At 34.9% G+C, this 26,788-nt stretch carries 29 protein-coding genes; 22 read left to right on the forward strand and 7 right to left on the reverse strand.

Going from position 1 to position 26,788, the window contains the following annotated elements; genetic code table 11:
- Positions 1 to 136: 136 nt before the first annotated feature.
- Positions 137 to 973 carry a pyruvate, water dikinase regulatory protein gene (locus AADV52_RS02235; protein WP_014918665.1) on the reverse strand — a complete coding sequence of 279 codons (837 nt, stop codon included), beginning with the start codon at positions 971 to 973 and terminating at the stop codon, positions 137 to 139.
- Positions 974 to 1,230: 257 nt separating this feature from the next.
- Between AADV52_RS02235 and rpsU the strand changes: the two genes are divergently transcribed.
- From rpsU to rpoD, 10 genes are all read left to right on the forward strand, one after another.
- Positions 1,231 to 1,407, forward strand: coding sequence for a 30S ribosomal protein S21 (rpsU, locus tag AADV52_RS02240; RefSeq protein ID WP_002880182.1), 177 nt, complete (start codon positions 1,231 to 1,233; stop codon positions 1,405 to 1,407).
- A gap of 110 nt (positions 1,408 to 1,517) precedes the next feature.
- Positions 1,518 to 1,961, forward strand: a complete 444-nt coding sequence (locus tag AADV52_RS02245; RefSeq protein WP_014918666.1) for a GatB/YqeY domain-containing protein — start codon at positions 1,518 to 1,520, stop codon at positions 1,959 to 1,961.
- Positions 1,962 to 1,986: 25 nt separating this feature from the next.
- Positions 1,987 to 2,946, forward strand: coding sequence for a PhoH family protein (locus AADV52_RS02250; RefSeq protein ID WP_014918667.1), 960 nt, complete (start codon positions 1,987 to 1,989; stop codon positions 2,944 to 2,946).
- A 2-nt stretch (positions 2,947 to 2,948) separates the two neighbouring features.
- Positions 2,949 to 3,473 carry an rRNA maturation RNase YbeY gene (ybeY, locus tag AADV52_RS02255; protein ID WP_014918668.1) on the forward strand — a complete coding sequence of 175 codons (525 nt, stop codon included), beginning with the start codon at positions 2,949 to 2,951 and terminating at the stop codon, positions 3,471 to 3,473.
- The gene (gene era / locus AADV52_RS02260; protein WP_014918669.1) at positions 3,473 to 4,378 is read left to right on the forward strand and encodes a GTPase Era; all 906 of its coding nucleotides are present in this window, start codon (positions 3,473 to 3,475) and stop codon (positions 4,376 to 4,378) included. Before ybeY ends, era begins: the two co-directional genes overlap by 1 nt.
- Positions 4,379 to 5,131 carry a DNA repair protein RecO gene (gene recO / locus AADV52_RS02265; protein WP_014918670.1) on the forward strand — a complete coding sequence of 251 codons (753 nt, stop codon included), beginning with the start codon at positions 4,379 to 4,381 and terminating at the stop codon, positions 5,129 to 5,131. It begins immediately after the preceding gene.
- Between the two features lie 253 nt (positions 5,132 to 5,384).
- A complete protein-coding gene (glyQ, locus tag AADV52_RS02270) occupies positions 5,385 to 6,293 on the forward strand; it encodes a glycine--tRNA ligase subunit alpha (protein ID WP_014918671.1) in 909 nt (302 codons plus the stop codon).
- A 3-nt stretch (positions 6,294 to 6,296) separates the two neighbouring features.
- Positions 6,297 to 8,360, forward strand: a complete 2,064-nt coding sequence (glyS, locus tag AADV52_RS02275) for a glycine--tRNA ligase subunit beta (protein ID WP_014918672.1) — start codon at positions 6,297 to 6,299, stop codon at positions 8,358 to 8,360.
- Positions 8,361 to 8,386: 26 nt separating this feature from the next.
- A complete protein-coding gene (gene dnaG / locus AADV52_RS02280) occupies positions 8,387 to 10,222 on the forward strand; it encodes a DNA primase (RefSeq protein WP_014918673.1) in 1,836 nt (611 codons plus the stop codon).
- 16 nt (positions 10,223 to 10,238) lie between these two features.
- Positions 10,239 to 11,351, forward strand: a complete 1,113-nt coding sequence (rpoD, locus tag AADV52_RS02285; RefSeq protein WP_014918674.1) for an RNA polymerase sigma factor RpoD — start codon at positions 10,239 to 10,241, stop codon at positions 11,349 to 11,351.
- Between the two features lie 49 nt (positions 11,352 to 11,400).
- Here rpoD and AADV52_RS02290 read toward each other — a convergent pair whose 3' ends face one another.
- Both AADV52_RS02290 and AADV52_RS02295 read right to left on the reverse strand, forming a co-directional pair.
- The gene (locus AADV52_RS02290) at positions 11,401 to 12,057 is read right to left on the reverse strand and encodes a M23 family metallopeptidase (protein ID WP_014918675.1); all 657 of its coding nucleotides are present in this window, start codon (positions 12,055 to 12,057) and stop codon (positions 11,401 to 11,403) included.
- On the reverse strand, positions 12,057 to 12,497 hold the full coding sequence (locus AADV52_RS02295; protein ID WP_014918676.1) for an 8-oxo-dGTP diphosphatase: 441 nt from the start codon (positions 12,495 to 12,497) through the stop codon (positions 12,057 to 12,059). Before AADV52_RS02295 ends, AADV52_RS02290 begins: the two co-directional genes overlap by 1 nt.
- A 98-nt stretch (positions 12,498 to 12,595) precedes the next feature.
- On the opposite strand from AADV52_RS02295, the gene AADV52_RS02300 reads away from it, so the two are divergent.
- The 9 genes from AADV52_RS02300 to AADV52_RS02340 all read left to right on the forward strand — a co-directional run bounded on the left by AADV52_RS02300 (position 12,596) and on the right by AADV52_RS02340 (position 20,553).
- Positions 12,596 to 13,282: a tRNA (adenine(22)-N(1))-methyltransferase gene (locus tag AADV52_RS02300; protein ID WP_014918677.1), complete on the forward strand. Its 687-nt coding sequence runs from the start codon at positions 12,596 to 12,598 to the stop codon at positions 13,280 to 13,282.
- The gene (locus AADV52_RS02305; protein WP_014918678.1) at positions 13,275 to 14,072 is read left to right on the forward strand and encodes a Nif3-like dinuclear metal center hexameric protein; all 798 of its coding nucleotides are present in this window, start codon (positions 13,275 to 13,277) and stop codon (positions 14,070 to 14,072) included. Before AADV52_RS02300 ends, AADV52_RS02305 begins: the two co-directional genes overlap by 8 nt.
- A gap of 19 nt (positions 14,073 to 14,091) precedes the next feature.
- The gene (gene pepT, locus AADV52_RS02310; RefSeq protein ID WP_014918679.1) at positions 14,092 to 15,333 is read left to right on the forward strand and encodes a peptidase T; all 1,242 of its coding nucleotides are present in this window, start codon (positions 14,092 to 14,094) and stop codon (positions 15,331 to 15,333) included.
- A 273-nt stretch (positions 15,334 to 15,606) separates the two neighbouring features.
- Complete coding sequence (locus AADV52_RS02315) at positions 15,607 to 15,972, forward strand: GntR family transcriptional regulator (RefSeq protein WP_003627446.1); 366 nt, start codon at positions 15,607 to 15,609, stop codon at positions 15,970 to 15,972.
- Between the two features lies 1 nt (position 15,973).
- Positions 15,974 to 16,681 carry an ATP-binding cassette domain-containing protein gene (locus AADV52_RS02320; protein WP_014918680.1) on the forward strand — a complete coding sequence of 236 codons (708 nt, stop codon included), beginning with the start codon at positions 15,974 to 15,976 and terminating at the stop codon, positions 16,679 to 16,681.
- Positions 16,681 to 17,526: an ABC transporter permease gene (locus AADV52_RS02325; RefSeq protein WP_014918681.1), complete on the forward strand. Its 846-nt coding sequence runs from the start codon at positions 16,681 to 16,683 to the stop codon at positions 17,524 to 17,526. The genes AADV52_RS02320 and AADV52_RS02325 overlap by 1 nt, the downstream gene beginning before the upstream one ends.
- Before the next feature lie 10 nt (positions 17,527 to 17,536).
- Entirely contained in the window at positions 17,537 to 18,367 is an 831-nt protein-coding gene (locus tag AADV52_RS02330) for a hypothetical protein (protein ID WP_014918682.1), read from the forward strand.
- 13 nt (positions 18,368 to 18,380) lie between these two features.
- Positions 18,381 to 19,169 carry a hypothetical protein gene (locus AADV52_RS02335; protein ID WP_014918683.1) on the forward strand — a complete coding sequence of 263 codons (789 nt, stop codon included), beginning with the start codon at positions 18,381 to 18,383 and terminating at the stop codon, positions 19,167 to 19,169.
- A 58-nt stretch (positions 19,170 to 19,227) separates the two neighbouring features.
- On the forward strand, positions 19,228 to 20,553 hold the full coding sequence (locus tag AADV52_RS02340) for a replication-associated recombination protein A (protein ID WP_012211963.1): 1,326 nt from the start codon (positions 19,228 to 19,230) through the stop codon (positions 20,551 to 20,553).
- A gap of 48 nt (positions 20,554 to 20,601) precedes the next feature.
- Here AADV52_RS02340 and AADV52_RS02345 read toward each other — a convergent pair whose 3' ends face one another.
- Both AADV52_RS02345 and lepB read right to left on the reverse strand, forming a co-directional pair.
- Positions 20,602 to 20,793 (reverse strand): LBP_cg2779 family protein, encoded by a 192-nt coding sequence (locus AADV52_RS02345; protein ID WP_003627439.1) that lies wholly within the window; start codon positions 20,791 to 20,793, stop codon positions 20,602 to 20,604.
- Between the two features lie 60 nt (positions 20,794 to 20,853).
- Complete coding sequence (gene lepB, locus AADV52_RS02350) at positions 20,854 to 21,423, reverse strand: signal peptidase I (protein ID WP_012211962.1); 570 nt, start codon at positions 21,421 to 21,423, stop codon at positions 20,854 to 20,856.
- A gap of 85 nt (positions 21,424 to 21,508) precedes the next feature.
- Between lepB and AADV52_RS02355 the strand changes: the two genes are divergently transcribed.
- Genes AADV52_RS02355 through AADV52_RS02365 form a run of 3 tightly spaced genes read left to right on the forward strand, consistent with a single transcriptional unit; the run spans position 21,509 to position 24,603 of the window.
- Positions 21,509 to 22,273: a hypothetical protein gene (locus AADV52_RS02355; protein ID WP_014918684.1), complete on the forward strand. Its 765-nt coding sequence runs from the start codon at positions 21,509 to 21,511 to the stop codon at positions 22,271 to 22,273.
- Positions 22,263 to 23,246, forward strand: a complete 984-nt coding sequence (locus AADV52_RS02360; RefSeq protein ID WP_057729717.1) for an ABC transporter permease — start codon at positions 22,263 to 22,265, stop codon at positions 23,244 to 23,246. Before AADV52_RS02355 ends, AADV52_RS02360 begins: the two co-directional genes overlap by 11 nt.
- Complete coding sequence (locus tag AADV52_RS02365) at positions 23,221 to 24,603, forward strand: RsmB/NOP family class I SAM-dependent RNA methyltransferase (protein WP_014918686.1); 1,383 nt, start codon at positions 23,221 to 23,223, stop codon at positions 24,601 to 24,603. Before AADV52_RS02360 ends, AADV52_RS02365 begins: the two co-directional genes overlap by 26 nt.
- Positions 24,604 to 24,654: 51 nt before the next feature.
- On the opposite strand, the gene fni is transcribed toward AADV52_RS02365, so the two are convergent.
- Both fni and AADV52_RS02375 read right to left on the reverse strand, forming a co-directional pair.
- Entirely contained in the window at positions 24,655 to 25,671 is a 1,017-nt protein-coding gene (gene fni / locus AADV52_RS02370; protein ID WP_014918687.1) for a type 2 isopentenyl-diphosphate Delta-isomerase, read from the reverse strand.
- 12 nt (positions 25,672 to 25,683) lie between these two features.
- Complete coding sequence (locus tag AADV52_RS02375) at positions 25,684 to 26,766, reverse strand: phosphomevalonate kinase (RefSeq protein WP_014918688.1); 1,083 nt, start codon at positions 26,764 to 26,766, stop codon at positions 25,684 to 25,686.
- Positions 26,767 to 26,788 lie beyond the last annotated feature (22 nt).

Raw genomic sequence — 26,788 nt, forward strand, 5'->3', positions numbered from 1 at the left:
CTCTCTATAATAATCTTATCTATATGTAGCGCATTTGTTTTATGAGATAGTTACAAATTTCTTTCTAAAACTAAATAATTAAAAATCACTCTGAAAAATAAATTCAAGAGTGATTTTTAATTATTTAGTTAATTTGTTACTTTGCATAGTCGTCAATGCCCAAGTGCTCCAAAATAAGGGCAGCTGTTTCTTCAATTGAACGGTGGGCAACATTGATTACATAGCAACCAAGCTTCTTGTAAAGTGCTTGAGCTGATTCCAATTCTTTGTTAATTGAATCCATGTTGGAGTAAGTAGTATCAGGGTTTAAACCATAGGCAATCATTCTTTGACGTCTAATTTCGTTTAAAACTGATGGGTCATTAGTTAAACCGATAATCTTCTTAGGATCAATTTCGTAGATTTCCTTTGGAATATGAGTTTCTGGAACCAAAGGCAAGTTAGCAACTTTTAAATTCTTGTTAGCTAAGAATAAGGAGAGTGGAGTCTTTGAAGTACGTGATACACCAAGTAAAACTACGTCAGCTTCCAAGAAACCTTTTGGATCCTTACCATCATCATACATAACAGCAAATTCCATTGCAGAAATTCTATCAAAGTATTTTTGATTTAAGCTGTGTTGAGCACCGATCTTTTGATCAGGAGTCATATGAGTAGCTTGTTGGATTGCTTCTACTACCGGTGAAAAGATATCAACGCATTGGATATTGTGCTCCCGTGCAAATTTAATTACAGGCATTTGCATCTCATCTTTTACCAAACTATAAATAATCACTAAATTAGGATATTTTTCAATCTCCTCCAAGACTTCATCAAGTTTATCCTTATTAGTAATAAATGGATAACGACGATAATTAATTTGGGCCTTTGGAAATTCAGCAGCAGCGGCTGTAGCATTACTAAAGGCAGTGTCACCAGCTGCATCTGAAATAATGATGATGTTTACTTCATTTTGGTCTTTTGTTTCTGCCATATAATAGCACCTCTTTCTGCAAAAATTATACTATTAATGAAAGCGAATTAACAAGAAAATTCGTTAAGTTGATATTGGATAATTGGAGAAAAAGTATATTTAAACTTAGTAAAACAATGCTAACAAAATGTAAGGACTTAAAAATAATATGGATTTTATAAAAAATATTATAAGAATGTATTGACCCGCAAAATTAGTTTGGTATAATTTAAGTAAATGTATGGCGTAACGCCAAGAAATGGAAGGAGGGATCACACATGGCTAAGACAATAGTTCACGAAAACGAGTCTATTGATGATGCTCTTCGTCGTTTCAAGCGTTCCGTTTCAAGAAGTGGTACCTTACAAGAATACCGTAAACGCGAATTCTACGAAAAACCAAGTGTTCGTAGAAAGTTAAAGTCTGAAGCTGCACGCAAGCGCAGACATTATTAATATACTGAAAACTCACCCGGGAATGGGTGAGTTTTTTTATACTTTCATTTTAGTTATGCGCATAGTTTGTTATAATACTATTGGGTTTTTAATAGAAAGAAGGATGCATATTGAGTTTATCAGATAAGATCATGGCTGATATGAAAACAGCTATGAAAAATCATGATAAGACTACGCTTAATACTGTCCGGATGATTAAATCTGCTTTGATGAATGAAAAAATCAAGTTGGGACATGATTTAACTCCAGATGAAGAATTAACGGTTCTTAATCGTGAGAAAAAGCAAAGAGAAGAATCAATCGAAGAATTCACTAAGGCTAAACGTGCTGAATTAGTTGAAGAAACTAAGAAAGAATTAGCCGTAGTTGAAAAGTACATGCCTAAGCAAATCAGCAGGGAAGAACTTGAATTCGCTGTTAAGGAAACGATTGATGAAGTTGGTGCTAAAGGCAAGTCTGATTTTGGCAAAGTCATGAAGGCTTTAATGCCAAAAATTAAGGGACGCGCTGATGGTAAGGCTGCTTCACAAACAGTTCGTGATCAGCTGAATTAGTAGTAACAAGAAGGAGCGGGTCTTTTTGGCTCAAACAACTTTTATACCCCAAAGGGTAGAAGACATTCAAAAATTAGTTGGAGTTAATGATGGAAATCTAAAGCTTCTTTCAGAAGGTTATAATTTGTCTATTTCAGATACTGGTAATGAGATTATTATTACTGGAGACGATGAGGCAAATGTTAAAAAAGCTATTGCTGTTTTGAAAGCATTAGACAATGTTGTGAATACCGGCGTTAACGTTGGTGCGCCCGACACTGTGAGTGCGATGAAGATGGCCGATAAGGGTACAACTGAGTACTTTGCAGATCTGTATAAAAAGGTTTTAATTCGGGAGGCTAAAGGCAGACCGATTAGAGTCAAGAATATGGGTCAAAAGCGTTATGTAGAGGCCATTAATAAATCTGATGTTGTTTTTGGAATAGGACCAGCCGGAACAGGTAAGACATTTTTGGCTGTTGTCTGTGCAATTGCTGCCTTTAAAAAGGGTGAAGTTTCCCGCATAATTTTGACTAGACCAGCTGTAGAAGCTGGTGAATCGTTAGGTTTTTTGCCAGGAGATTTAAAAGAAAAAGTTGATCCCTACTTGAGACCAATTTATGATTCTTTGTACGCTATTCTTGGAACTAATACGACTGACCGTTTGATGGAACGTGGCGTAATTGAGGTTGCTCCACTTGCTTATATGCGTGGACGTACTCTTGACGATGCTTTTGTAATTCTTGATGAAGCCCAAAATACTACAGATGCCCAGATGAAAATGTTCTTAACTCGTCTTGGATTTAACTCTAAGATGGTCGTAAATGGAGATATGACTCAGGTCGATTTACCGGGACGACAGCATAGCGGTTTAATTGATGCTAAGCATATTTTAAAGAATATCGACCAAATTAAGTTCATTAATTTCTCTGCAAATGATGTCGTTCGACATCCTGTAGTTGCCAAAATTATTACTGCTTATGAAAAAGAGGACATTAAAAATTAAAAATGGATCCAATTGATGTTACATATCATGATGAAGTCGGATTTTTAGACGATAAGAATCGCAACTGGCAAGACTGGATTATAAAGTTATTGCTTTTAGCTAAAAAAGAGATTGGTAAAGATAATAACTTAGAAATGAGTATTAACTTTGTCGATGAAGACCGTAGTCATGAGATTAATTTGAAATATCGTGCTAAAGATCGTCCAACTGATGTTATTTCTTTTGCAATAGAAGATGGTGAGGATGCAATTGATTTATCAGCATTTGAAGATGATCCAGATTTTCAAGAAGATATTGGGGACTTATTTATGTGTCCTAGCGTGATAAAGCGTCACAGTAAGGAATATGGAACAGGATTTGATCGAGAATTTGGTTATACTGTAGTTCATGGATTTTTACATTTAAATGGCTATGACCATATTAAACCTGATGAAGCTAAAGAAATGTTTGGCATTCAAGGCAAGGTATTAGAAGAATATGGCTTGCCATTATGTTCTGATCAATTAGATGAAGGCAGAGGTAAATAATGGAAGAAAAAAGATTTAAATCTGGCTTTGTTGCTTTAGTTGGTCGACCAAATGTAGGTAAATCAACTTTAATGAACTATTTGGTAGGTCAAAAAGTAGCGATCACATCAAACAAGCCACAAACAACGCGTAATCGTATCTCAGGTATTTATACTTCAGATAAAATGCAAGTTGTATTTGTTGATACGCCAGGTATTTTTAAGCCTCATTCAAAGCTTGACGATTACATGGATAAAGCTAGTTTGTCTAGTTTAAATGATGTTGACTTAGTTTTATTCATGGTTGAACCTGAGGAAATTGGTAAAGGTGATCAATATATTGCTAACTTGTTAAAAGAAGTTAAAATACCCGTATTTTTAGTAATTAATAAGGTTGATCAAATTCATCCCAATAAACTTTTGCCAATTATGGATTCATACCATAAACTTGAAGGCTTTAAAGAAATACTACCGATTTCTGCTACTCAAGGTATTGGTATTGAAGATTTGCTTAATACAATTAATAAATATTTGCCAGAAGGTCCACAATATTATGGTGCTGATCAGATCACAGATCGCCCAGAATATTTTGTTGTGGCTGAGCTTATTCGTGAACAAATTCTGCGACTCACTTCTCAAGAAGTGCCACACGCTACCGCAGTTGCAGTTGACCAAATGAATAAGCATCAAAATGGCAAGTTATTAATAGAAGCTACTATTTATGTGGAGAAAGATGGTCAAAAAGGCATTATTATCGGTAAAGGTGGTAAAATGCTGAAACAGATCGGTATTAACTCACGTAAAGAAATAGAGCATTTACTTGGCGAAAAAGTAAACTTGCGCCTTTGGGTTAAAGTTCAACACAATTGGCGCTCAGATCCAAGCTTTTTGAAACAAATTGGGTATGATAAGAAGGAGCTCAGTTAGATGGCACGTGAACTGAAAGAAGTTCAGGGCATCATTTTCAAAAGGCAAAAATATAAAGAAGCAGATTTGTTAGCTAAGATTATGACTAAACAAGATGGTATTATCACTTTGATTGTGAAAGGGGCATTAAGACCTAAATCACAATTGAGTGCAGCAACATTGAATTTCTCAATGGGTACTTATGTCATTTATACTAGCGGTCATGGTTTAAGCAATCTGCGTACTTATAAAGAAGTGAAGCAATTTGACGGTTTATACCGTGACTTGACGAAGAATGCTTACACTTCTTTTATTTTTGACTTAATTGATCACGCTTTTGTTGAATATCAACCTCTTGGTAAATATTATGACTTAGCGGTTTTTGCTCTGAAAAAGATTGATGCTGGTATAGATAATGAAATGATCACCCAAATCGTACAGATGAAAATGTTGAGTGCGTTTGGGGTTGAACCTGAATTACGACATTGCGTTATTTGCGGTAAAGAAAGAGGAGTATTCGACTACTCAATTAAATTAGGTGGCATTGTTTGCAGCGATCATTTTGCAAAGGTAAATAATCGGTTGCATTTAACTTCTAAACAGACTGCAGTATTACGTACAATTGGTCTTTTACCTATTGAGCGCTTAGGAAATATTGAATTAAATACTGAAACTAAAAAAGCAACTCGCAAAGCAATTGATCGTATTTATAGAGAAATAATCGATTTAAATCTAAAAACCAAAAAGTTTTTAGATGAAATAAAGCTGTTTTAAAGTCTGGTTTTAACCTAATTCATGTGTTAGAATAAACACGTATTTGACAATGATGAGGATTTAAAAAAGTACTAATTTAGCGAGTGTCGGTAGGTGAAAGGACACATTAGGAAAAGGTACCTCTAGTCATATTCAATTAAGTGCAGGAAGAATACTTCCTGAATTAGGGTGGAACCGCGATAATATTTCGTCCCTATGCAAAATTTTGCATAGGCTTTTTTTATGGCCTAGCGCAGGAGGAGAATTAAGGAAAATGGCAGATAAGAAATTAAACATTCAAAATATGATCTTTAAGCTGGAACAATTCTGGTCCTCCAAAGGTTGTATGATTATGCCTTCATATGATGTTGAAAAGGGTGCAGGTACAATGAGTCCTTACACTTTTCTTCGTGCAGTTGGTCCAGAACCATGGGCAGCTTGTTATGTAGAGCCTTCTAGAAGACCTGCAGATGGTCGTTATGGTGAAAACCCTAACCGGTTATTCCAACACCACCAATTCCAAGTTGTTATTAAGCCAGCTCCTAAGGATATTCAACAATACTACTTAGATAGTTTGAAGGTTTTAGGTATTGATCCTTTAGAACACGATATTCGTTTCGTTGAAGATAACTGGGCTAACCCATCCATGGGTTGTGCCGGTGTTGGTTGGGAAGTATGGCTTGACGGTATGGAAGTCAGCCAATTTACTTACTTCCAAGTTGTTGGTGAATTAGATGTTAAGCCAACTATGAGTGAAATTACTTATGGTGTTGAAAGACTTGCATCATACATTCAAGATGTTAATAATGTCTTTGACCTTGAATGGGGCGATGGCGTACTTTATCGTGATATCTTTAAGCAACCAGAATATGAACATTCTAAATATGCTTTTGAAGAATCAGATCAAAAACAACTTCTTAAATTCTTTGATATTTATGAATCAACTGCTAAGCGTTTACTTAGTCAAAACCTTGTACACCCAGCATATGATTACATTTTGAAGTGTTCACATACTTTCAACTTGCTTGATGCACGTGGTGCTGTTTCAGTAACTGAACGTGCTGGTTACTTATCAAGAATTAGAAACTTAGCTCATGAAGTTGCTGTTAAGTTTGTTGAAGAACGTGAAAAACGTGGCTTCCCATTGCTTAAGAGTGCAGAAGATAAGAAAGCGGGGGTATAGAAAATGGCTAAAGATTATTTATTTGAAATTGGTACTGAAGAAATGCCAGCTCACGTTGTACCACGCAGCGTTAAGCAATTAGCTGACAGAACAAGAAAATTTTTGAAAGAAAATGGCTTAAAGTTCAAAGATATCAAGACTTTTTCAACTCCTCGTCGTTTGACCATTCTTGTTGAAGACTTAGCTGAAAAGCAAGATGATATTGATGAGATTAAAAAAGGACCTGCAAAGAAGATTGCTCAAGATGCTGATGGTAATTGGACTAAGGCTGCGCAAGGATTTGCTCGCGGTCAAGGTATGACTACTGATGATATTTACTTTGAAGAACTTAAGGGTACTGAATATGCTTATGTTCATGTCCAAAAAGAAGGTAAAAAAGCTAGCGACATTTTGCTTGGCATGAGCGATATTATCAAAGCCATGACTTTCCCAACTAAGATGCGCTGGGATTCAAATGATTTTGAGTTTGTACGTCCAATTCACTGGCTTGTATCATTATTTGGTAGCGATGTAATTCCTGTTAAAATTTTAGATATTACTGCAGGACGCAAAACTCAAGGCCACCGTTTCTTAGGTGATTCAGTTGTTTTAGCTAACGCAGATGACTATGAAGACGCATTGAAGGATCAATACGTAATTGCTAACGCCGAAGAACGTAAAGATATGATTGTTAACCAAATGAACGAATTGGTTAAGAAGAATCATTGGCAAATTAAACCTGATCGTGACTTGCTTGAAGAAGTTACTTACCTTGTTGAATATCCAACAGTTTTTGCTGGTTCATTCGATGAAAAGTACTTAAACATTCCTGATGAAGTTTTGATTACTTCAATGAAGGATAATCAAAGATACTTTGAAGTTTACGATGAAAATGGCAAGTTGATTAACCACTTTATCGCTGTTCGTAACGGTAACAAGGATTACCTCGACAATATTATCTCTGGTAACGAAAAGGTATTGGTTGCTCGTCTAGACGATGCTCAATTCTTCTATGATGAAGACCGTAAGTATCCACTTAGCCACTTTGTTGATCGTCTTAAGAATGTTTCATTTCATGATAAGATTGGTTCTATGGCTGAAAAGATGCAACGTGTTCGCATGATTGGTGATTACCTTGCAAAGCGTTGGAACTTACCTGAAAATGTAGTTACTGATTTTGATCGTGCCAGCGAACTTTACAAGTTTGACTTAGTAACGAAAATGGTAGGTGAATTTGCGGAACTTCAAGGTGTGATGGGGATGCATTATGCTCGTCTTGCTGGTGAAGATGAAGAAGTTTCAGTTGCTATTAAGGAACACTACATGCCTGCCACAGCGGAAGGTCCATTACCAGAAACTACAGTAGGTTCATTATTGTCAGTTGCCGATAAGATCGATACTATTATTACATTCTTTGGTGCTGGCATGATTCCTACTTCATCTAATGACCCATATGCTCTTCGTCGTTATGCTTATGGTATTGTTAGAATTTTGCTTAATGAAAAATGGTCACTTCCATTTAATGAAGTATTACCAGAAATCATTAATATGCTTGGCGGCGTAACTCCAGCTAAACTTCCTAAGGGTGATTCTGAACAAGAAATTGCAGACTTTATTCGTGATCGTGTAAAGCAATACTTACAAAAGAATAAGTTTAAGTACGATCTTGTTGATGCAGTTCTTGCTTCAAGTCAACAAGATCCAAGTCAAATTTTAGCTGCTGCTAATGTATTGCAACTTCACCATGATGATGAAGAATTTAAGCCAGTAGTAGAAAGTTTAACTAGAATTAACAATATTTTGAAGAAAGCTAAGTTCAACGGTAAAGTTGATGTTGATAAAAGTTTATTTGTTGACAATAGTGAAACAGAACTTTATGCTGGTGTTCAAAACTTACAAAATATTGAAAGCTTAGCTGACTTGTACCAAGGCTTTGTTCACTTACAACCAGTAATCGATCAATACTTCGAAGCTAACATGATTATGGATAAAGATGAAAATGTTAAGAATAATCGTTTAGCACAATTATATGCTGTTAGCGAATTAGCTGATCGCTTAGGTGATTTGAGCAAGTTGGTTATTAAATAAAAAATAAGATAGAAAAGGTGATTCATATGGCTGGACGAATTCCAGAAGATTTTATTGCGGAAGTTCGCAGTAACGTTAATATTGTGGATGTGATCAGCCAATACGTCTCACTTGAAAAGAAAGGCAAAGACTATATTGGTCTTTGCCCTTTTCATCAGGAAAAAACGCCATCTTTCACAGTAAATGAAGAAAAACAATTTTTTAAGTGTTTTGGCTGTGGGAAGGGTGGTAATGTTTTTAAATTTTTAATGTATAAAGACAACCTGACTTTTCCTGAAAGTGTTCAACGAGTTGCTGAATTCGCCCATATTGCAATGCCAGCTGGTTATAATACGAGTGGTGGAACAAAACTAAGTCCAATTATGCGTATTAATAAAGATGCAGAAGACTTCTATCATCGCGTACTGTTAACCACTAAAGCAGGTGAGCGAGGGATGCAATATGCTAAAAAACGCCAATTGGACTCTAATACTCTTGAACATTTTAAAATAGGTTATGCCCCTAAAGAGGATAATGTCTTAATAACTTATTTAAGAAGCAAAGGGTATAAAGATGATGATTTAGCACAAAGTGGATTGTTTGTACAAAGCCAAGATGGACGACTATTTGATCGTTTTCGTGATCGACTCATGTTTCCATTAGAAGATGAAAATGGTCATTCCATTGGATTTTCTGGACGTAGGATTTCAAATGATAAGACTGAAGCAAAATATATGAATAGTCCAGAAACCGCAGTTTTTACTAAATCCAAAGTTTTATTTCATTTTGCGGAAGCTAAAAAAGCGGCGCGTAGTGAAGGACATCTAGTTTTGTATGAAGGTTACATGGATGTAATTGCTGCTTATAAAGCAGGAATCAAGTCCGGTGTTGCTTCTATGGGAACTAGTTTAACCGATGATCAAGTTTATATGCTGCGTCGAGTAACTCCTAATATTATTGTCAACTATGATGGGGATGATCCGGGAGTTCATGCTGAAGAACGTGCTGCTCGAATGTTTAGTAAAGATGGCAATTTTAATTTAGGGATTGTTGTCTTACCAGAAAAATTAGATCCTGATGAATATGTAAGAAAATACGGTGCTGAGAAATATCAAGGAGAAGTAAAAGGTGCATTGACACCTACAGACTTTTTCCTTAAAAGATTAGCTCAGAAATATAATTTAGATAATGACCGTGAAAAAATCACGTATTTAGATGAAGCAGTTAAAGAGATTAGTCATGTTAAAAATCCAGTTGAACAAGATATGTATCTGGAAAAATTATCTAGATCAGCTGGTGTATCACTTAACTCTTTAAAAGCTAATTTAGCTCGTGAACGTCGAAAAAATAATCGTGCTCGCAGTCATACTCGAACCCGTAATCGTGATTATTATACTGATCAATCAAACAGTTTAAATTTGGGTGAGCCTACTTCATCTGTTGAGACATTGCCTGTTCAGCAAACTGAGGTTCAAAAACACCCTAGTCAATCACGCTTACTATATTTATTTATTCATTCGGCTAACGCCCAGCAGTATTTACAAGAAGGGAAGTTTCATTTTCCTGATCAAGATTATGAAACTTTATCTCAGTTATGGTTAAAGTTTGCCGCAACGCATGATAATCCACAAATTGATAGTTTTTTAGATTTTATTCCTGAGCAACTTCAAGGTATAATAGTAGATGCTGAACTAGCACATATGCCGAAGGATTTTACAATTCAAGAAATTAATGAGCACGTATTTGCACTTCAAAAGCGCAGCATTTATTCCCAGCTGAATGAGCTTCAGAATCAATTGCAGGATGCTAAGCAGAGAGAAGATGTTAAGAAAACAATAGAAGTTACTCAAAAAATTATTGAGTTGAAGAGAATCTTAGGTTAATTAAGGAGGCTTTTTAGTGGCAGAAAAAGAAACTACACAAAAACTATCTTTAGACAAGATGGTTAAGAAAGTCGTTAAGGACGTTAAAAAAGACAAGACAATTACAGAAAAAGATTTCACTGCTCGTCTGATTAAGCCATATAATTTGCAGGGTAAGGCTGTTGATCAACTAGTACAAGAATTTGAAGATAATGGTATTAATATCGTAGATGAGAATGGGGATCCATCAAAATTAGCCTTAAAGAAGCAAAAAGACGTTGAAAAGGCCGAATTGAAGGATATGTCTGCACCATCCAGCGTTCGTATGAATGATCCAGTGCGGATGTACTTAAAGGAAATCGGACGTGTGCCTCTTCTTACTGCTGATCAAGAAATTGCACTTGCCAAAAGAATTGAAGAAGGCGACGAGGAAGCAAAGCAAGAGTTGGCTGAAGCTAACCTTCGTTTGGTAGTTTCTATTGCTAAGCGTTATGTAGGTCGTGGAATGTCATTTCTTGATTTAATTCAAGAAGGTAATATGGGTCTGATGAAGGCCGTAGATAAGTTTGATTATCGTCTTGGATTTAAGTTTTCTACTTACGCTACTTGGTGGATTAGACAGGCTATTACGCGTGCGATCGCTGATCAAGCTCGTACAATCAGAATTCCAGTTCACATGGTTGAAACAATTAACAAGTTGATCAGAATCCAACGTCAATTACTCCAAGATTTGGGACGTGAACCAACTCCTGAAGAAATTGGTGCTGAAATGAATATGCCTACTAATAAGGTTCGTGATATTCTTAAAATTGCACAAGAGCCAGTTTCTCTTGAAACGCCTATTGGTGAAGAGGATGATTCACACTTAGGTGATTTCATTGAAGATAAGGATGCAACTAGTCCAGAACAACATGCTTCTTATGAAATGCTTAAGGAACAGCTTGAGCAAGTACTTGAGACTTTAACTGATCGTGAAGAAAATGTTTTGCGTTTACGTTTTGGTCTTGATGATGGACGTACACGTACATTGGAAGAAGTTGGTAAGGTATTTGGCGTTACTCGTGAACGTATTCGTCAGATCGAAGCTAAGGCTTTACGCAAATTGCGTCATCCAAGTCGCTCTAATCAATTGCGTGATTTCATGGATTAACATTATAGTATTTAAAAAGGACGTTAAGCAGAAGCTTAACGTCCTTTTTTTAGGATTTACTGGCTTTTCCTTTAGCGATATCATCCTCAATGATTTTCATAGGATTGAGCCATGTGCCGTTATCTTTCCAGTAATAGTGGCAAGGAACACCATGTTTATCGATGTAATCTTTATCGGTTTTGGTAATACCTAAGTGGATATGCGATCCTGTTAAACGACCAATCTTTTGCCCAAGTTTAATTTTTTGGCCTTTTTTAACATAAATATCCGTAATACTTAAAAATCCTTCCTGATAGATCTCTACATATCCATCTTTGGAAATAACCCAAACATATAATCCAAGTCCTGGGGCATATTTTATTTTATGGACCGTTCCGGCATGAACCGCATATACCGTTGAATGCCCAACTTCACTGAATCCAAAGTCATATCCGTCGTGAAAGTAACTTTTAGTTGGGTAATAACGACGAATGACATCAGTCTCACCGAATTTTTGGCCTGATTTAAATTTGATCTTTTTTTCGTATAGCTTTTTAAAAGGATAACCCCAAGTAACTTTATGAACTACTTTTTTATGCTTCTTTTTGACCACATGTGTTTGTGGCCGAGCAGTATTCAAATTGATGTGCCATAGTGGTACAGAAGCAAAGATCAGAATTGCAATTAGGACAATCCAAAGCGACAATTTACTTTCTATCTTTTTCATTAAAAGAGCTCATCTCGCTTTCCATCAAGCATATGTTCACTAATACTTGAATCAAAAAAGACAGGCAAATCATGATCAAAATTATAAGCTAGTTTATTTTGGCTTAATTCTTCTTTGCTCATCCATTGTAGTGTCCCTTCGTCGGATTCCTTTAATGTGCCTGAAAATTCATTTGCTACATAAAAGAATACCAAATAGCGTTGTTGGTTATGGTCATAAAATTGCTTAACTCCGACTAGCTTTGGATGCACAATATCTAATCCTGTTTCTTCTTTGACTTCACGGATAACTGAGTCATTAAAAGATTCATGTGCTTCGACGTGACCTCCAGGAAATGTCAGTCCCGGCCAAATGGGATCTGTTCGATTAAGAACTAGAATTTTATTTTTATTCTTAATCATACACATATTAGTCAATGTTACGGTTTCAGTTTTACTCATAAAACCCCACTTTCTTTTGACAATTATAGCAAATAGTAGCTAAATTGAACTACTAAATATGCTAAAATTTGATTAAACATGCTCTGATGGAGGATAAAATGAACTTAAGATTAAATACTTTGGCAAAAATGGTAGATTCCGGTAGCCGTGTTGCTGATATTGGAACTGATCATGCTTATTTGGCAATTGAATTAGTGAAAAATGGCAAAATTGATTTTGCAATAGCCAGTGATGTTGCAGCTGGTCCGTTAGAAAATGCCAAGACTGATATTGCAGAAGCCGGATTGAGTGCACAGATTGAAACTAGATTGGGTAATGGGCTAGAGACTGTTACTCATCAGGATCAAATTGATACAGTGGTAATAGCTGGTATGGGTGGTAAATTGATGGTTGATATTCTTGATGCTGCTTGGAGCAAAGAATATCAATTTGATACTTTAGTGTTAGAACCTAATATTGGTGAAGCCGGTGTTCGTAATTGGTTAATGATGCATAATTATCAAATTATGGACGAAAGGCTTATCGCAGAAGCTGGACATACTTACGAATTGATTAAGGCTAAGCTGACGGATACTAAACATGATTTAACTGAAAAAGAAATCTTTTTTGGCCCATTTATTTTGCAAGAAAAAAATCCTGTTTTTTATCAAAAATGGGAAGGACAATTGGCATATAACCAAAAATTATTGCAAAACTTAAATAAGGCTAAAAAGAAAGACGAAGATCGTATTAATGAGGTTAATCATCATATTAAATTGATAGAAGAGGAGATTAATCATGACTAAAGTAAAAGACATTGTGAATCGTTTAAGAGAAGATTTCCCTGAAGATATAGCTTCCAAGGGTGATCCTGTAGGGATGCAAATTGGGTCAATGGAAGCAGATGTAACTAAGGTTATGACGACCTTAGATGTTCGTCCTCAAGTTGTAGAAGAAGCTGTAGAAAAGGGCGTAAACTTCATTGTTAGTCATCACCCAGTAATGTTTAGACCTGCTCGTAATCTTGATTTTGCAGATGCTCAAAATGCGATGTATGGCAATATCATTAAAAATGGGATTACGGTATATTCAATTCATACTAATTCTGATAAAGCTCAAGATGGGTCTGCTGATTGGCAAGCCGAAGAATTAGGTCTAAAAGATGTTGAACCATTTTGTCTAGACGATGATGGCATTGCTATGGGAAGAAAAGGTAGATTACCTGAAACCATGACAGCTTATGATTTTGCCTATTATGTCAAAGAAAAGATGGGCATTAAGATGGCAAGACTGATTACAGCTGATAATAATAAAAAGATTTCTACTGTTGGCTTTATTTGTGGTGATGGTGGCAAGTATTGGACCAGAGCTTTAGATAATCATCTAGATGCCTTTATCACAGGGGATGTTTATTATCATGTTGGTCATGATATGATTTCTTCAGGTTTAACTGTAGTTGATCCAGGTCATTATACTGAAAAATTGTTTAAGTATAAGGTATATGATCGTTTGAAGAAATGGAACCAAGAGAATAATTGGAATGTTGGCGTAGAACTATCTGAAGTATCAACCAATCCATTCCAAGATTTGTTCTAATACTAGGAGGTTGTTAATAATGGAATACCCAAATTTATTACCAAGATTTTTAAAATACGTTAAAGTTAACTCACGTTCAGATGAAAATTCAGATCGTTTTCCTTCAACTGAAAGAGAAGAAAATTTCCAAAAGAATGTCATTATGAAGGATCTAGAGGAATTAGGTTTAAGTGACATTCATTACAACCAAAAGGCTGGTAGTGTAATTGCTGAAATTCCTTCTAACGTTGATTATGATGTACCAGTAATGGGCTTTTTAGCACATAGTGATACAGCCGATTTTAATTCAGAAAATGTTAAGCCACAAATTCATGAGAATTATGATGGTGAAAGCAAGATTCAATTAGGTGATTCTGAATTTTATCTTGATCCAGAAGTTTTCCCTAATTTAAGAAAATATAAAGGCCAAACTATTATTACCGCATCTGGTGATACTTTGCTTGGTGGGGATGACAAGTGCGGTATTTCTGAATTGATGACTTTTGCGGAATATTTGATGAATCATCCAGAAGTTAAGCATGGCAAGATTCGTTTAGCATTTACTCCTGATGAAGAAATTGGTACCGGTGCAGAACAATTTGATGTTAAGGACTTTGGTGCTGATTTTGCCTTTACTGTCGATGGCGAAGCACCTGGTAAGCTCGACTGGGGTACTTTCTCAGCTGCGCAATTCACTCTTGATATTCAAGGCGTTAATGTCCACCCAGCTGTTGCTAAAGGTCAAATGATTAATGCTGTCCAAGTTGGGATTGATTTTCATAATCAATTGCCAGAACATGATCGTCCAGAACATACTGATGGTCGTGAAGGCTTTTTCCACTTATTGAGTTTTGATGGTACTGTCGATCACGCACATTTGGCTTATATTATTCGTGACTTTGAACGTGATGGACTTGAAGAACGCAAGAACTTGGTTAAGTCAATCATTAAAAAGATGAACGATGAATTTGGTACCGAACGCATCAAGCTTCAAATGAACGATCAATATTACAATATGGCTGATGAATTGAAGAAACACATGGATATCGTTGATTTGGCTAGGGATGCATATAAGGCTGAAGGCTTAGAAGTTAATGAAGATCCAGTTCGTGGTGGTACAGATGGTTCACAATTAACTTATATGGGCTTGCCATGTCCTAATATCTTTGCCGGTGAAGAAAACATGCATGGTCGCTACGAATATACTGTGCTTGAATCAATGTATAAGACAGTAGATGTCATGATTAAAATGGCAGAATTAAATGCTGAAAGAGCTAAGTAGTGAAACTTTTTTGACCTTTTGTGTTAAAAATATATATTTTTAATTAAGGTGAATTAGTTGATAAAGCAATAATTTATTTTCAAATTTATCTTATGAAAATAATTCACTGCTAATATTAATAGCTTATAAGTTCTTAAATATTAAGAAGTATAAGCTATTTTTTGTTTATTTAAAAAAGTGTGAAACAAATTTAATGCTTGCAAAAGAATTAAAATATCGTTATATTATTAGTGTAATAGATATGTAATACGGCTAAAAACAGAAGGTGAGTAAATGGAATTTAAAGATAATATTCCTATTTATCTTCAGATTGAACAATATTTATATCGTCAAATAGCTTTGGGGAAGATGAAAGCAGGGGAAAAGATCCCATCTGTTAGAAAATTAGCACTTGAATTGACCGTTAATGTTAATACAGTTCAACGCGCTTTGCAGCAGATGAATGATCAAGGCATTCTTTATACTAAGCGAGGCGAGGGTAATTTTGTTACTGAAGATACGGAATTATTAGCTAAAACTAAGCAAACGCTGATCGATAATGAATTAGATGAATTTGTCCAGAATATGGAGAAATTAGGTGTTAAAAAAGAAAATTTAATTACGATTTTGGAAAAATACCTAAAGAAATGCGAGGGGTAAGATGAACGATTTGTTAACGGTTAAGGATTTAACTTACAGAAAAAATCAAAAGACTATTTTAAAAGATGCTAATTTAAATTTATCGTCGGGTAAGATAGTTGCCTTATTAGGAGAAAATGGGGCTGGTAAGACGACTTTAATGCGTATTATAGCCGGTGTAGCCAAGAATTATAAAGGTGAAGTCAATCTTGAGGGGGCAACTAAAGAAGCTGCCAGAAAGGCTAAATTGTCCTTTACAGATGGCCTAACAGGATTTAGTGACTCCACCAAAATTAAAGATGTAGTTAAATTCTACGCAACTATTTTTCAAGACTTTGATGAGAACGAATTTGATGAATTGCGCAAATTTATGAAATTAGATAATGATATGAAGCTCAGTCAATTGTCACGAGGAATGAGAGAAAAATTAATCATTGCGTTAACCTTTGCTCGTAAAGCTGATTTGTATTTGCTTGATGAGCCATTTGGCGGAATTGATGCTATGGCCCGTAAAAAGATTATTAATTCAATCATTCTGTGGAAAGATGAGAAAGCTACAATTTTAATTTCTGATCACTTTGTTAATGAAATTTCGTCGCTACTTGATGAAGTAGTAATTGTGAAAGATCATACAATTCTAGAACATAAATCTGCTGATGATATTCGTCAAAATCATGAGACTATTGAAGAGTATTATGAAAGTTTTTATGCAGATGAGGATGATGAATAATGACTAGTTTCAATACTTTGTTCAATAGAATGTTTCAAGAAAAAAGTAGGACAGTTTATTTAATTTACCTGATTCAAGCATTTGCTAGCTTATGTTTTTCAGTTTGGATGATTATCTCCATGAAGGGCGATCCAAATGTGATGGTAATTAATGGACACCATGGAGTAACTAATCATTTGATTTCTTACTTACTTATTTTTGGCGTCATGATGTTTATTACCTCGTTTTTTGCTAATTTTGTCTACTGGATCATTTCATCCATCAAAAATGAAAAGATTAACCGTAGTCAAACTTGGCGACTAATTCCAATTAGCGATACTAAATTTCTGCTTAGCAACTTTGGTACAGCATTTATTTCTTACCTATGGTTAATGATTTTAGAAGGTATCACAGTGGCAGTTACTTGTTTGCCAGTCTTAACGGTTAATGAAGTTAGGAAAAATTTAGCAGATTTCTTTAGTCGTAGTCAGCAACTTGGTACTCAAGATTGGTGGGGACTTCTTGGAGCATTAGTTTTAGTAATATTGCTTGGTTATGCCTGGTATGCAATTGTTAGTCTAATTAACTTAAGTAGCCGCAGTATCATGGATTTCTTGCCTAATGGATCTAACAAGTTCTTAATGTTTGTCGTTAGAGTAGTAATCATTATTGCGGTGATTTGGTTGTTAAGCAATGCAGCTACGGTTGTCTTTGGAGCAATTGGCAACTTTCTTCCGTTCTTAGCTGATGGTAATGATAACTTGCAAATAGGCGGAACCTTGGTATCATTTTTAGTCTTTGATGTCGTAATTACTTTGCTTGATATTTTGCTCTTAAACAAGTTTGTCGAAGCAAAGCAAAATTAAGGAGGCGCTTATGACTAGTTTTTCAGCTTTATTTAAGCAGATGTTTGTCCAAAAGCGTCGCTATGCTCATTTAGTATTATTGGTGCAAACTTTTGCAGTGATTTTTATGTTTTTGATGGATCTAATCACTAGCAACAATTTTGCCAAAGGTTTTCTGGTGTTTGCCCAAAATTCGCATCCCAAGTTTTGGGACATGATTTTTGCTTTAGGAATTATAACTACTGCAATTGGTGATCTAGTTTTTCTTGGATTACTTTGCTGGCAAAACGAAAAAATCAATTTAAGTCAGACTTGGCATTTAATACCAGTTTCCGATATCAAATTATGGTGGATCAATATTCTTACTAGTATGGTTCAATGTGCTTACATTTTTGTGATCCAAGTAGTACTTGGCATTATTGTACTTACTTTTGATTGTATGAGTTATGGTTCTAATTTCTTTAAGTTAAGTAAAAATGTTGGTTTCTCGTGGTCTTGGCCTGATGTTATAGGAGTAATTGAGATGCTACTTTATCTAATTGGATTGGTCTTAATTATCTTTTGTTTCGTCAGTTTTGCTGATCTTTTAACTAGAACTATTACTGACCAACTACCAGGTAAGAATTCTACTGCTATAAAAATATTCGTGATGGCCATCTTAGTAATTATCGGAGTAACTATTGCTTTTAAGATTAATGATCAGTTGACTGCTGCTTATATGCGTCATTTGATGAAGAATTCCAATGGGTATAGTGTTGATACTTTACCAATGGCAATTATTGAATTCTTCGCTGGATCAATAATCTTGGGTGCTATTAATTCATTCTTGATTGAGAAATTTATTGAACCCAAGATAAGATAGGGAAGTGAGAAATTTGACCAATTTTTGGAGTTTGTTTAAACAAATGTGGTCACAAAAACAACGATATATTTCTTTAATATTAGTGATTAACATTTTTACAATCGTCTTTATGACTTTTTTTAAAATAATTATGCCAGATGATTATTATGCTCATGTTGGTATAGTAAAATATTGGCAAGATAGTTATATGTGGCTAACTATTTATATTGATATTGCTTTTTGTGCGATTGCTTGTTGGCAAAATGAAAAGATTAATACGAGTCAAACTTGGCATTTAATTGCAGCAGATGAAAGAAAAATTTACTTAGCTAATATTTTTAGTAGTTTAGTCGCATGCGGTGTATTTTTCTTTTTACAACAAATTATCAATGCATTTTTGTTGCTACCTTCATATGGTGCAGAAAGCTTAGTTCATATCTATAGAGATTTTCAACTTTGGAGTGCACAATACGATCCTTGGGATAATGTTTTATTCCATTGGTTCTTTATTGTAATGATTATTTTGTTCATTTATTTCTTTGTTAGTTTTACTAATTTTACTTCAAAATTGATTACGAATTATTTGCCATTTAAGAGTACTTTATGGATTAGATTATTAGTAATTGTAGTGTTAGTCATTGTTGCTGTCTATTTTGGCTTGATTATAATGTCTCACTTGCAATCCTTTATTGATGCTAAAAAGGGATCGGTAGATCCGATCTGGTTAGATGATATATTATTGTTAGTGGTTAATCTCGTATTTGGAAGCATTGATCTCTGGTTTGTTCACAGTTTTGTTGAACCTAAAATCGCAAATTATTAAAAAGCAGTCATCATTAAGATGGCTGTTTTTCTTGTTATAATGATTTTGAGGTAAAGTTATGAAAGAAGAATCATTGTTTTCTCTAGCAAATCAAAATGAAAATACCCCATTAGCAGACCGTGTTCGTCCGCAAAATTTAGATGATTTTGTAGGACAAGAAAATTTAATTGGTCATGGCAAGATTTTGCGCGATCTAATTGAAAAGGATCGTGTACCATCACTGATTCTATGGGGACCACCTGGAACAGGCAAAACTACTTTGGCAGAAATTATCGCTAAACGAACTAAGGCACATTTCATTACTTTTAGTGCAGTTACTTCTTCAATCAAAGATATTCGTAAGATTATGGAAGAAGCAGAGCAGAATCGTCAGTTTGGTGAAAGAAACATTGTCTTTATTGATGAAATTCACCGTTTTAATAAGGCACAACAAGATGCCTTTTTACCATTTGTAGAGCAGGGTAGCATTACCTTGATTGGAGCTACTACTGAGAATCCATATTTTGAAGTGAATTCAGCTCTTTTGAGCAGGGCTAAGGTATTTGTGCTTCATTCTCTAAAAGTGGATGATATTGTTTTATTACTAAAAAGAGCATTAAAGAATCCTAATGGCTTTCCTGATTTAAACGTTAAAGTATCTGATGAAGCCTTAAAGCAGATTGCTATCTTTGGCAATGGGGATGCACGCAGCAGTCTGAATACTCTTGAGATTGCGGTTTTAAATGGTAAAAAATCAGGTAAAGACGTTGTTATTGACGATGCTGTATTAAAGCAATTAATTAACGTTAAATCTCTGCGCTATGATAAACACGGTGAAGAACACTATAATTTGATTTCAGCCCTGCATAAATCGATGCGTAATAGCGATGTAGATGCTGCAGTTTATTGGGTTAACCGCATGATCGAAGGCGGCGAAGACCCATTATATATTGCAAGAAGATTAATTCGCTTTGCTAGTGAAGATGTAGGTTTAGCTGATACCAATAGCTTGAATGTCGCAATCAATACTTTTCAGGCATGCAAATACATTGGTTTGCCAGAGTGCGGTGTTCATTTGACTGAATGTGTGATTTACCTAGCTTGTACGCCAAAATCTAATTCAGTTTATGTAGCACAAGAAAAGGCAAAGAAATTGATTAAGAAGACAGGTAATCTTCCTGTTCCATTGCAGATTAGAAATGCGCCGACTAAATTGATGAAGGATTTGCATTATGGTAAAGATTATCAATATGCTCAAGATAGTCCTGATAAATTAACTAATATGAAAACTATGCCACCAGAATTAGAAGGAAAAACGTTCTATCATCCTAGCAATCAAGGCAATGAGATTCGTTTTCAAAAACGATTAGCTCAAATTAAAGCTTGGCATGAAAAGAATGGATAAAAAAGACTTCACTCAAATTAAGAGTGAAGTCTTTTTATGATTAACTAATTAAGCATTAGCAGACATGTAGTCATAAAGTTGATTAATTTCTTCGTTAGTGAATTCCCCGTCACCAGTTTTCATTGCGTGCACCTTTTCTACAGATAGGTGACTAGCAAATGCTAAATCAGTATCATTGACATGATGTTTAACTTGAAAATCGATAATTGCGTTAGATAATTCTTCTTGTTGCTCATTCATAATAATCTCTCTTTACACTTTAATTCTAATCAAATTATATATAAAAAAACGTTTAAATAATTAAAATGTTTTCCATTGAGTAAATGGCCAATAGCGGAAGACAACTCTTCCAATCAATGCACTTCGTTTTACAAAGCCAAAGTAGCGTGAATCCTTAGAAACATCTCTGTGGTCACCCATTACGAAATAGTGATTTTTAGGCACTTTTTCTTTTAACGTAAAATTGTTAGTATATAGTTCTCCTAAACGATGAGCCTGTCTTTCATATTTATTGTTTAAATATGGTTCTGCAACTTGCTTGCCATTTATATAAAGCTTATCATTTTTTGAGGTAACCATATCACCAGGTGTACCAATTATACGTTTAATATATAAAGCACCTTTTTGATCAGGGGCTTTTAAAATAACAATATCATTGCGCTTCGGCGTAAAATGACGAACAGCAATTAAACGGTCACCGTTTTCAAATGTTGGCTGCATTGAGGGGCCAGAAACCGTTTCATTTGAAAGGAAAAAGCTAAATACAAAATAGTAAATCCCCATCAAAATCGCAAACATAATGATTATGTCGAGAACAAAATGACCTATGCTTTCTTCGTCTTCATTTTTCTTCTTAGTTTTTTCTCCCATAAACAATCTCCTTTTATTTGCTATTTTTATTATAACTGATTTCTAAGGCTTTGAATGGTAAAATCGTTAGGTAAGGTAGGAAGATATGACGAATTTTTTACATAAATTAACTATGTTAGATGATGAAATTAATCATTCGACAGTGCATAGGCAAGTAGAAGAAATAAAACAAATTGATCATCAGGTTGCTAAAGGTGAACCTTTAATAGAAGCACCGGCCAAATTAGGACTTTTGCCAGACCAATTTGAAGATATTTTAGAAGAGATTTTAGAAGAGATTGGTAATAATCAAAAAAGAAAATTAACCGATATTAATAATTTATTTAATAATTTTCGGCAATACTTATCTTTAAAATATGGTGTTTGGTCAGTACCCAATTTGAAAACTGCACATTTGATAAAGAATAGACTGCATATTGATACTGCTTTGGAAATTATGGCTGGTAATGCTTATTGGTCAAAAGCTCTGGAAAATGTTGAAATTCAGACGATAAGTACAGATTCTTTGGAGTGGGCTAAAACTTCATCGACAGGAGCTGAGCCATTTCATCCAGTTATCAATTTAGAGGCAACTGAGGCAATTAAGCATTATTCCGATGTAGATTTGATTATTTGTTCTTGGTCGCCGAATTTTGGCAAAAGTGATATTGCAGCAATTGATACCTGGCATAAATGCAGTAATGCAAAACATTTTATTTTTATTGGTGAAGAAGATGGAGCAACCAATTCACCAGAATTTTGGCAAAATAATTGGTTTAAACAAACAGCCGCTTTGAAAGCAATTAATGATTCTTTTCAAAGCTTTGATTTTATTGATGAACGGATATTTGAGATAGATAATGAATTTTAAAAGAATTTTTTTACTTTTAGTACCCCTAATCATGTTTTTAGGAATAGGTACTATGATTTCCAACATTCAGTCCGATTATGCAGATGAAGTGTTGGAAGCCCATGGATTAACTAATAATACTCGTTACTTTAGAACGGATAGTGACGAGAGTATTAGTTCATTTTTGCGGTATTTGAATAAGAATTATGCGCATCATCAGATTCAGCTGCATTTTGATAGTAATTATGAAAAAAAGCAGGTCCTAGTTTGGACTAACCATATGGTCAAAAGTTTACCAACTGAAACTGGGCGCTATTTTTCACCCGATGATTTTAAAGGCAAAGTTTCGTTTGCGGTATTGGGACCTACTGCTAAAATCAATGTTTTAGAAGTGCAAAATAATAAATATGTGGTTTTAGGTCGAAACTATTATTCTGTAATTGGTACATTCAAAAATTATCCGCAGGTTGAGATGGATAAATATTATTTAAGTACGGGAGTAGACCAGCCTACAGCACAAGATCAATTAAGAAATTATAGAATTGTAATTGATAGTACTCCATATGTAATTAATAAAATAGCTAAGCATTATCATGCCAAACTTCACATTCCTTCATTTGTACAAGAACATCATCGTGATCGCTTATCAGTATTGCCTAATATATTAATGCTAGTGGCATGTGTGATAATTGGAATTTTAAGCAACGTGGTACTTGCAATTTTAATGAAGCGACAAGCTAGATTAACCCATCTTCGTGGCGATTTGTTACGCAATTGGGTAATTAACCGTAGTGTGCGTACTTTGATGGTAGAGGGCGTCTGTGCGTTTTTAGCATATATCTTTTTAAGATGGCATGCATTTTATTCAGCATATAGTAGTTTGAGTATTGCTTTGCTTATTGCGTGGTTAATGAATGTAATAGCATTTTGTATTATGTTGTATCACTTGATGAGAAAGGACAAAAAAGTTGTTAAAACTACCCGTAGAATTTAAAGAAAAATATCAAAAATTATTAGGCGATGAAGAGGCAACGGAATTTTTCGCCGCAATGAATGAAGAGAATAAAAAAGCCTTTAGAATTAATACATTAAAAAATCCAGTGAAGATAGCTTATAGTTTAAATGAAGCAATTCCTGATCTTAGGGATGCATATTATGGTGAAATTAGCGGGGAAGATCCTGAATGGGTAAGTGGTTATGTTTATTCACAAGATCCTGCTGCAATGTTTCCTGCTGCGTTGAGTGGTGTAAAGCCTGGAGATAAAGTGTTAGACTTGTGTGCTGCTCCTGGTGGGAAAACGACTAAATTAGGAGAACAGTTAGAAAATGAAGGCCTTTTAGTTGCAAATGAAATCTCTGGCACTAGAGCCAAATCATTACGAGAAAATGTTGAACGTTGGGGAATAGGTAATGTTTTGATTACTAATGAAAGTCCAGAAAAACTTTCACCAGTATTTTCTGATTTCTTTGACGTAATTTTAGTTGATGCCCCATGCAGCGGGGAAGGAATGTTCAGAAAGAACCCAGAAGCAATTGACTACTGGTCACAAGATTATGTTTTGACATGCCAAAGAAGACAAAAAGATATCTTGAATGAAGCAGTTAAGATGCTCAAGCCAAATGGGAGATTAATCTATTCGACTTGCACATTCGCTCCTGAAGAAGATGAACAAATTGTTAGCTGGTTAGTTAATGAACATGATTTTAGTATTTTAGATACCAAAATTAAGGACGAGAAAATCAGTTTAGGTCATCCTGAATGGAGTGATAATAATCCAGAAGTAACCAAAACTATTAGATTTTGGCCACAAGATGGAGTTGGTGAAGGTCAGTTCGCAGCAGTATTACAGAAAAATGGTGGCAATGTGGAAACTGTAACCAAGAAGAGTAAAAAGAAAAAGCAAAAAAAGAACTCATTGCGTTTAACTAAAAGTCAGCAGGAACTAGTAGGCAATGTAATTAATCAATTCAATTTGCCTGATAGTTTGAGCGACTGGTCTAAGAAAGCAATGGTTAGAAATGATCATGTCTTTATTCCTGCAATTGTTTTGTCTGAAAAAACTAAACTGCATATTGTTAATAATGGGATAGAGTTAGGAATTTTAAAGAAAAAGAGATTTGAACCAGGACACCAATTAGCAGAAGTATTGGGTCAATTGAAGCAGACACGTGTAGTAGATTTGGCAACTTTGGATGACTATCAAAAGTACTTACACGGAGAAACGATTAAGGTTCAAAGTGATTTGCGTGGTTTTTTACTAGTTAGTTACCAGAATTTGATATTTAGTTTTGGTAAAATCACAGGTAATGGAATTTTGAAGAATTTCTATCCTAAGGGACTTAGAAAATAATAAAAATTATGTAAAGAAATAGCACTAGATCGTCTAGTGCTATTTCTGATATTAAATTAATTGATCTATTTGATTTTTTAGTGGCAGGTCGTAGTATTTTTTTATTTTAGGTAGGGATGCTAAGTCGTGTTTACCATATATCGCAATCAAAGCAGCTAATTCATTTTTCCAATTGCTGATTAAGGTTTGAAGCCCCTCAAAACTATTCTTGTTGAATTCCTGCAAGAATACATTAGAAATACCAACAAATTGTCCACCTAAAGATAATCCTTTTAAAATGTCTAACGGATTGCGTACGCCACCTGAAACAATGAAATTGACACTTTCTTTTTGTGCCATCAAAGCCGAAATAACAGTGGGCAACCCAATATCTTCAAGATACGAGACATCGTGATCATTCCGTGCATTTTCGATTTGAGCAAAGTTTGTGCCGCCACTACCTGCAACATCAAAGTATTTAATGCCATTTTCTTTAAGCAGATGAATACTATTTTGATCAAGTCCAAATCCTACTTCCTTAATGATTACAGGAATAGTAATTAGATCGAGAATATTCTTGATTTGATCGAGCCAAATAAAGTTTCGATCACCTTCAGGCATTGCGATTTCTTGCACCGTATTAAGGTGAATTTGTAATGCATCAGCTTGTAGTTCTTTTATCGTTTGTTTAATCGTATTAATAGGCGTTTCTGGATTAACATTGACAATTAAGACACCATTTGGATCTTCACTGCGAGCTACATAAAAGCTTTCTAACTGGTCCTTTTCCTTAGCTAAAATGCTAGCAGAACCAAGTGCTAGAGCAATTTTTTCTTGTTGCGCGATCTTTCCTAGAGCCTGATTAACTATTAAAGACTGTTTTGATCCGCCTGTCATTGCATTGATAAAAAAAGGAGCAGAAACGCTTTTATTAAACATTTCTGTTGCCAAAACAGATTGATCAACCTTACTTTCTGGTAGAGCGGGGCGCAACAGGTGCATTTGATCAAAACTATTATATTTTTCTTCATTAAAAAACATATGAGCTAATTTCAGATGTTCTTCTTTTCTTTCAGATCTAATTGACATATTTTTCTCCAATTAGTGAGCAAGGCTAATTTGGTGAACTCTAAAGTTCAAAGGCAAAATGCCATTTCGACGCCATTCATTTTCTAAGGCATCAACATCGGTATCTGCGTCAGTGATTACAATTCCGCAATCGCCATTACCAGCGCCAGAGGTTTTAGCAGCACCACCAAAGTCTTCAGCGATTTTGATTAGTTGAGTTAGACGTGGAATTTCAATGGCAATTTGATTAATTTTAGCAAAATGTTGTAATAAATGACGATTAACGCGAATTTGATTTTTTATAAGAGCAATATTTTTTGCTTCAAAACCGACAATCATCTTTAAGACACATTCGCTAGAGGCAGCTAAAAAGTTTTTGTATTCGGTATTTAAAGCTGCTTTATTAGCGTTTGTTTCATCAACTAAACGTGAGGTTGATGCTGGCTTTTGACTCCAACCGATCATTAATTTCATGTCATGAGGTGGAGTTAACAATTCGATCTTAAGTCCTGGCCAAGCTTCATTTACTACGTCTGATAAGGTTTTATTAGCTAATTCATATTGTAGCCATTTCTTATCAAAGGTTTGGTAAGCTAACCAGCCTCCATAAACGCTAGCTGCAATATCACCAGCGGAACCATTGCCTTGGACTGAATAGTGGGAAATTGCAGATAATTTATATACTAATTCATTGCTCATTTTTACACCGTAGAAGTGCAAAATAGCCTTAACTGTGGCTACAGTAACAGCTGCGCTTGAACCTAAACCATATTTTTTACCATCAGCAGAATCTAGATCTGAGTTAACATGCAGATCATAGACTTTCATCTTGATATTTTGTTCAATGCAGTATTGTTCTGTATAAGAAATTGCAGATAAAATATATTCAAATGGGTTATCACGGTTATCAATTACCATTTTAGAGCCTTGACGGACCCAATGAATAGAATCTTGTGAATATTGTTTGGAGTGAATCAAACCAGTAGAAGTCTTGCTCTTAGTAATTGAAACATGTACAAATTGGTTTACGGCAACTAAAACAGCAGGACAATTTTGTTCTAAAACGGCATATTCTCCAGCGATGTATAATTTTCCGGGTGCTTTTTCTGTTATCAAAAGAATTAAATCCTCGAATCTA

It is taken from the genome of Lactobacillus helveticus (assembly GCF_046109915.1).
In the GTDB taxonomy this organism is placed as follows: Bacteria; Bacillota; Bacilli; order Lactobacillales; family Lactobacillaceae; genus Lactobacillus; species Lactobacillus helveticus.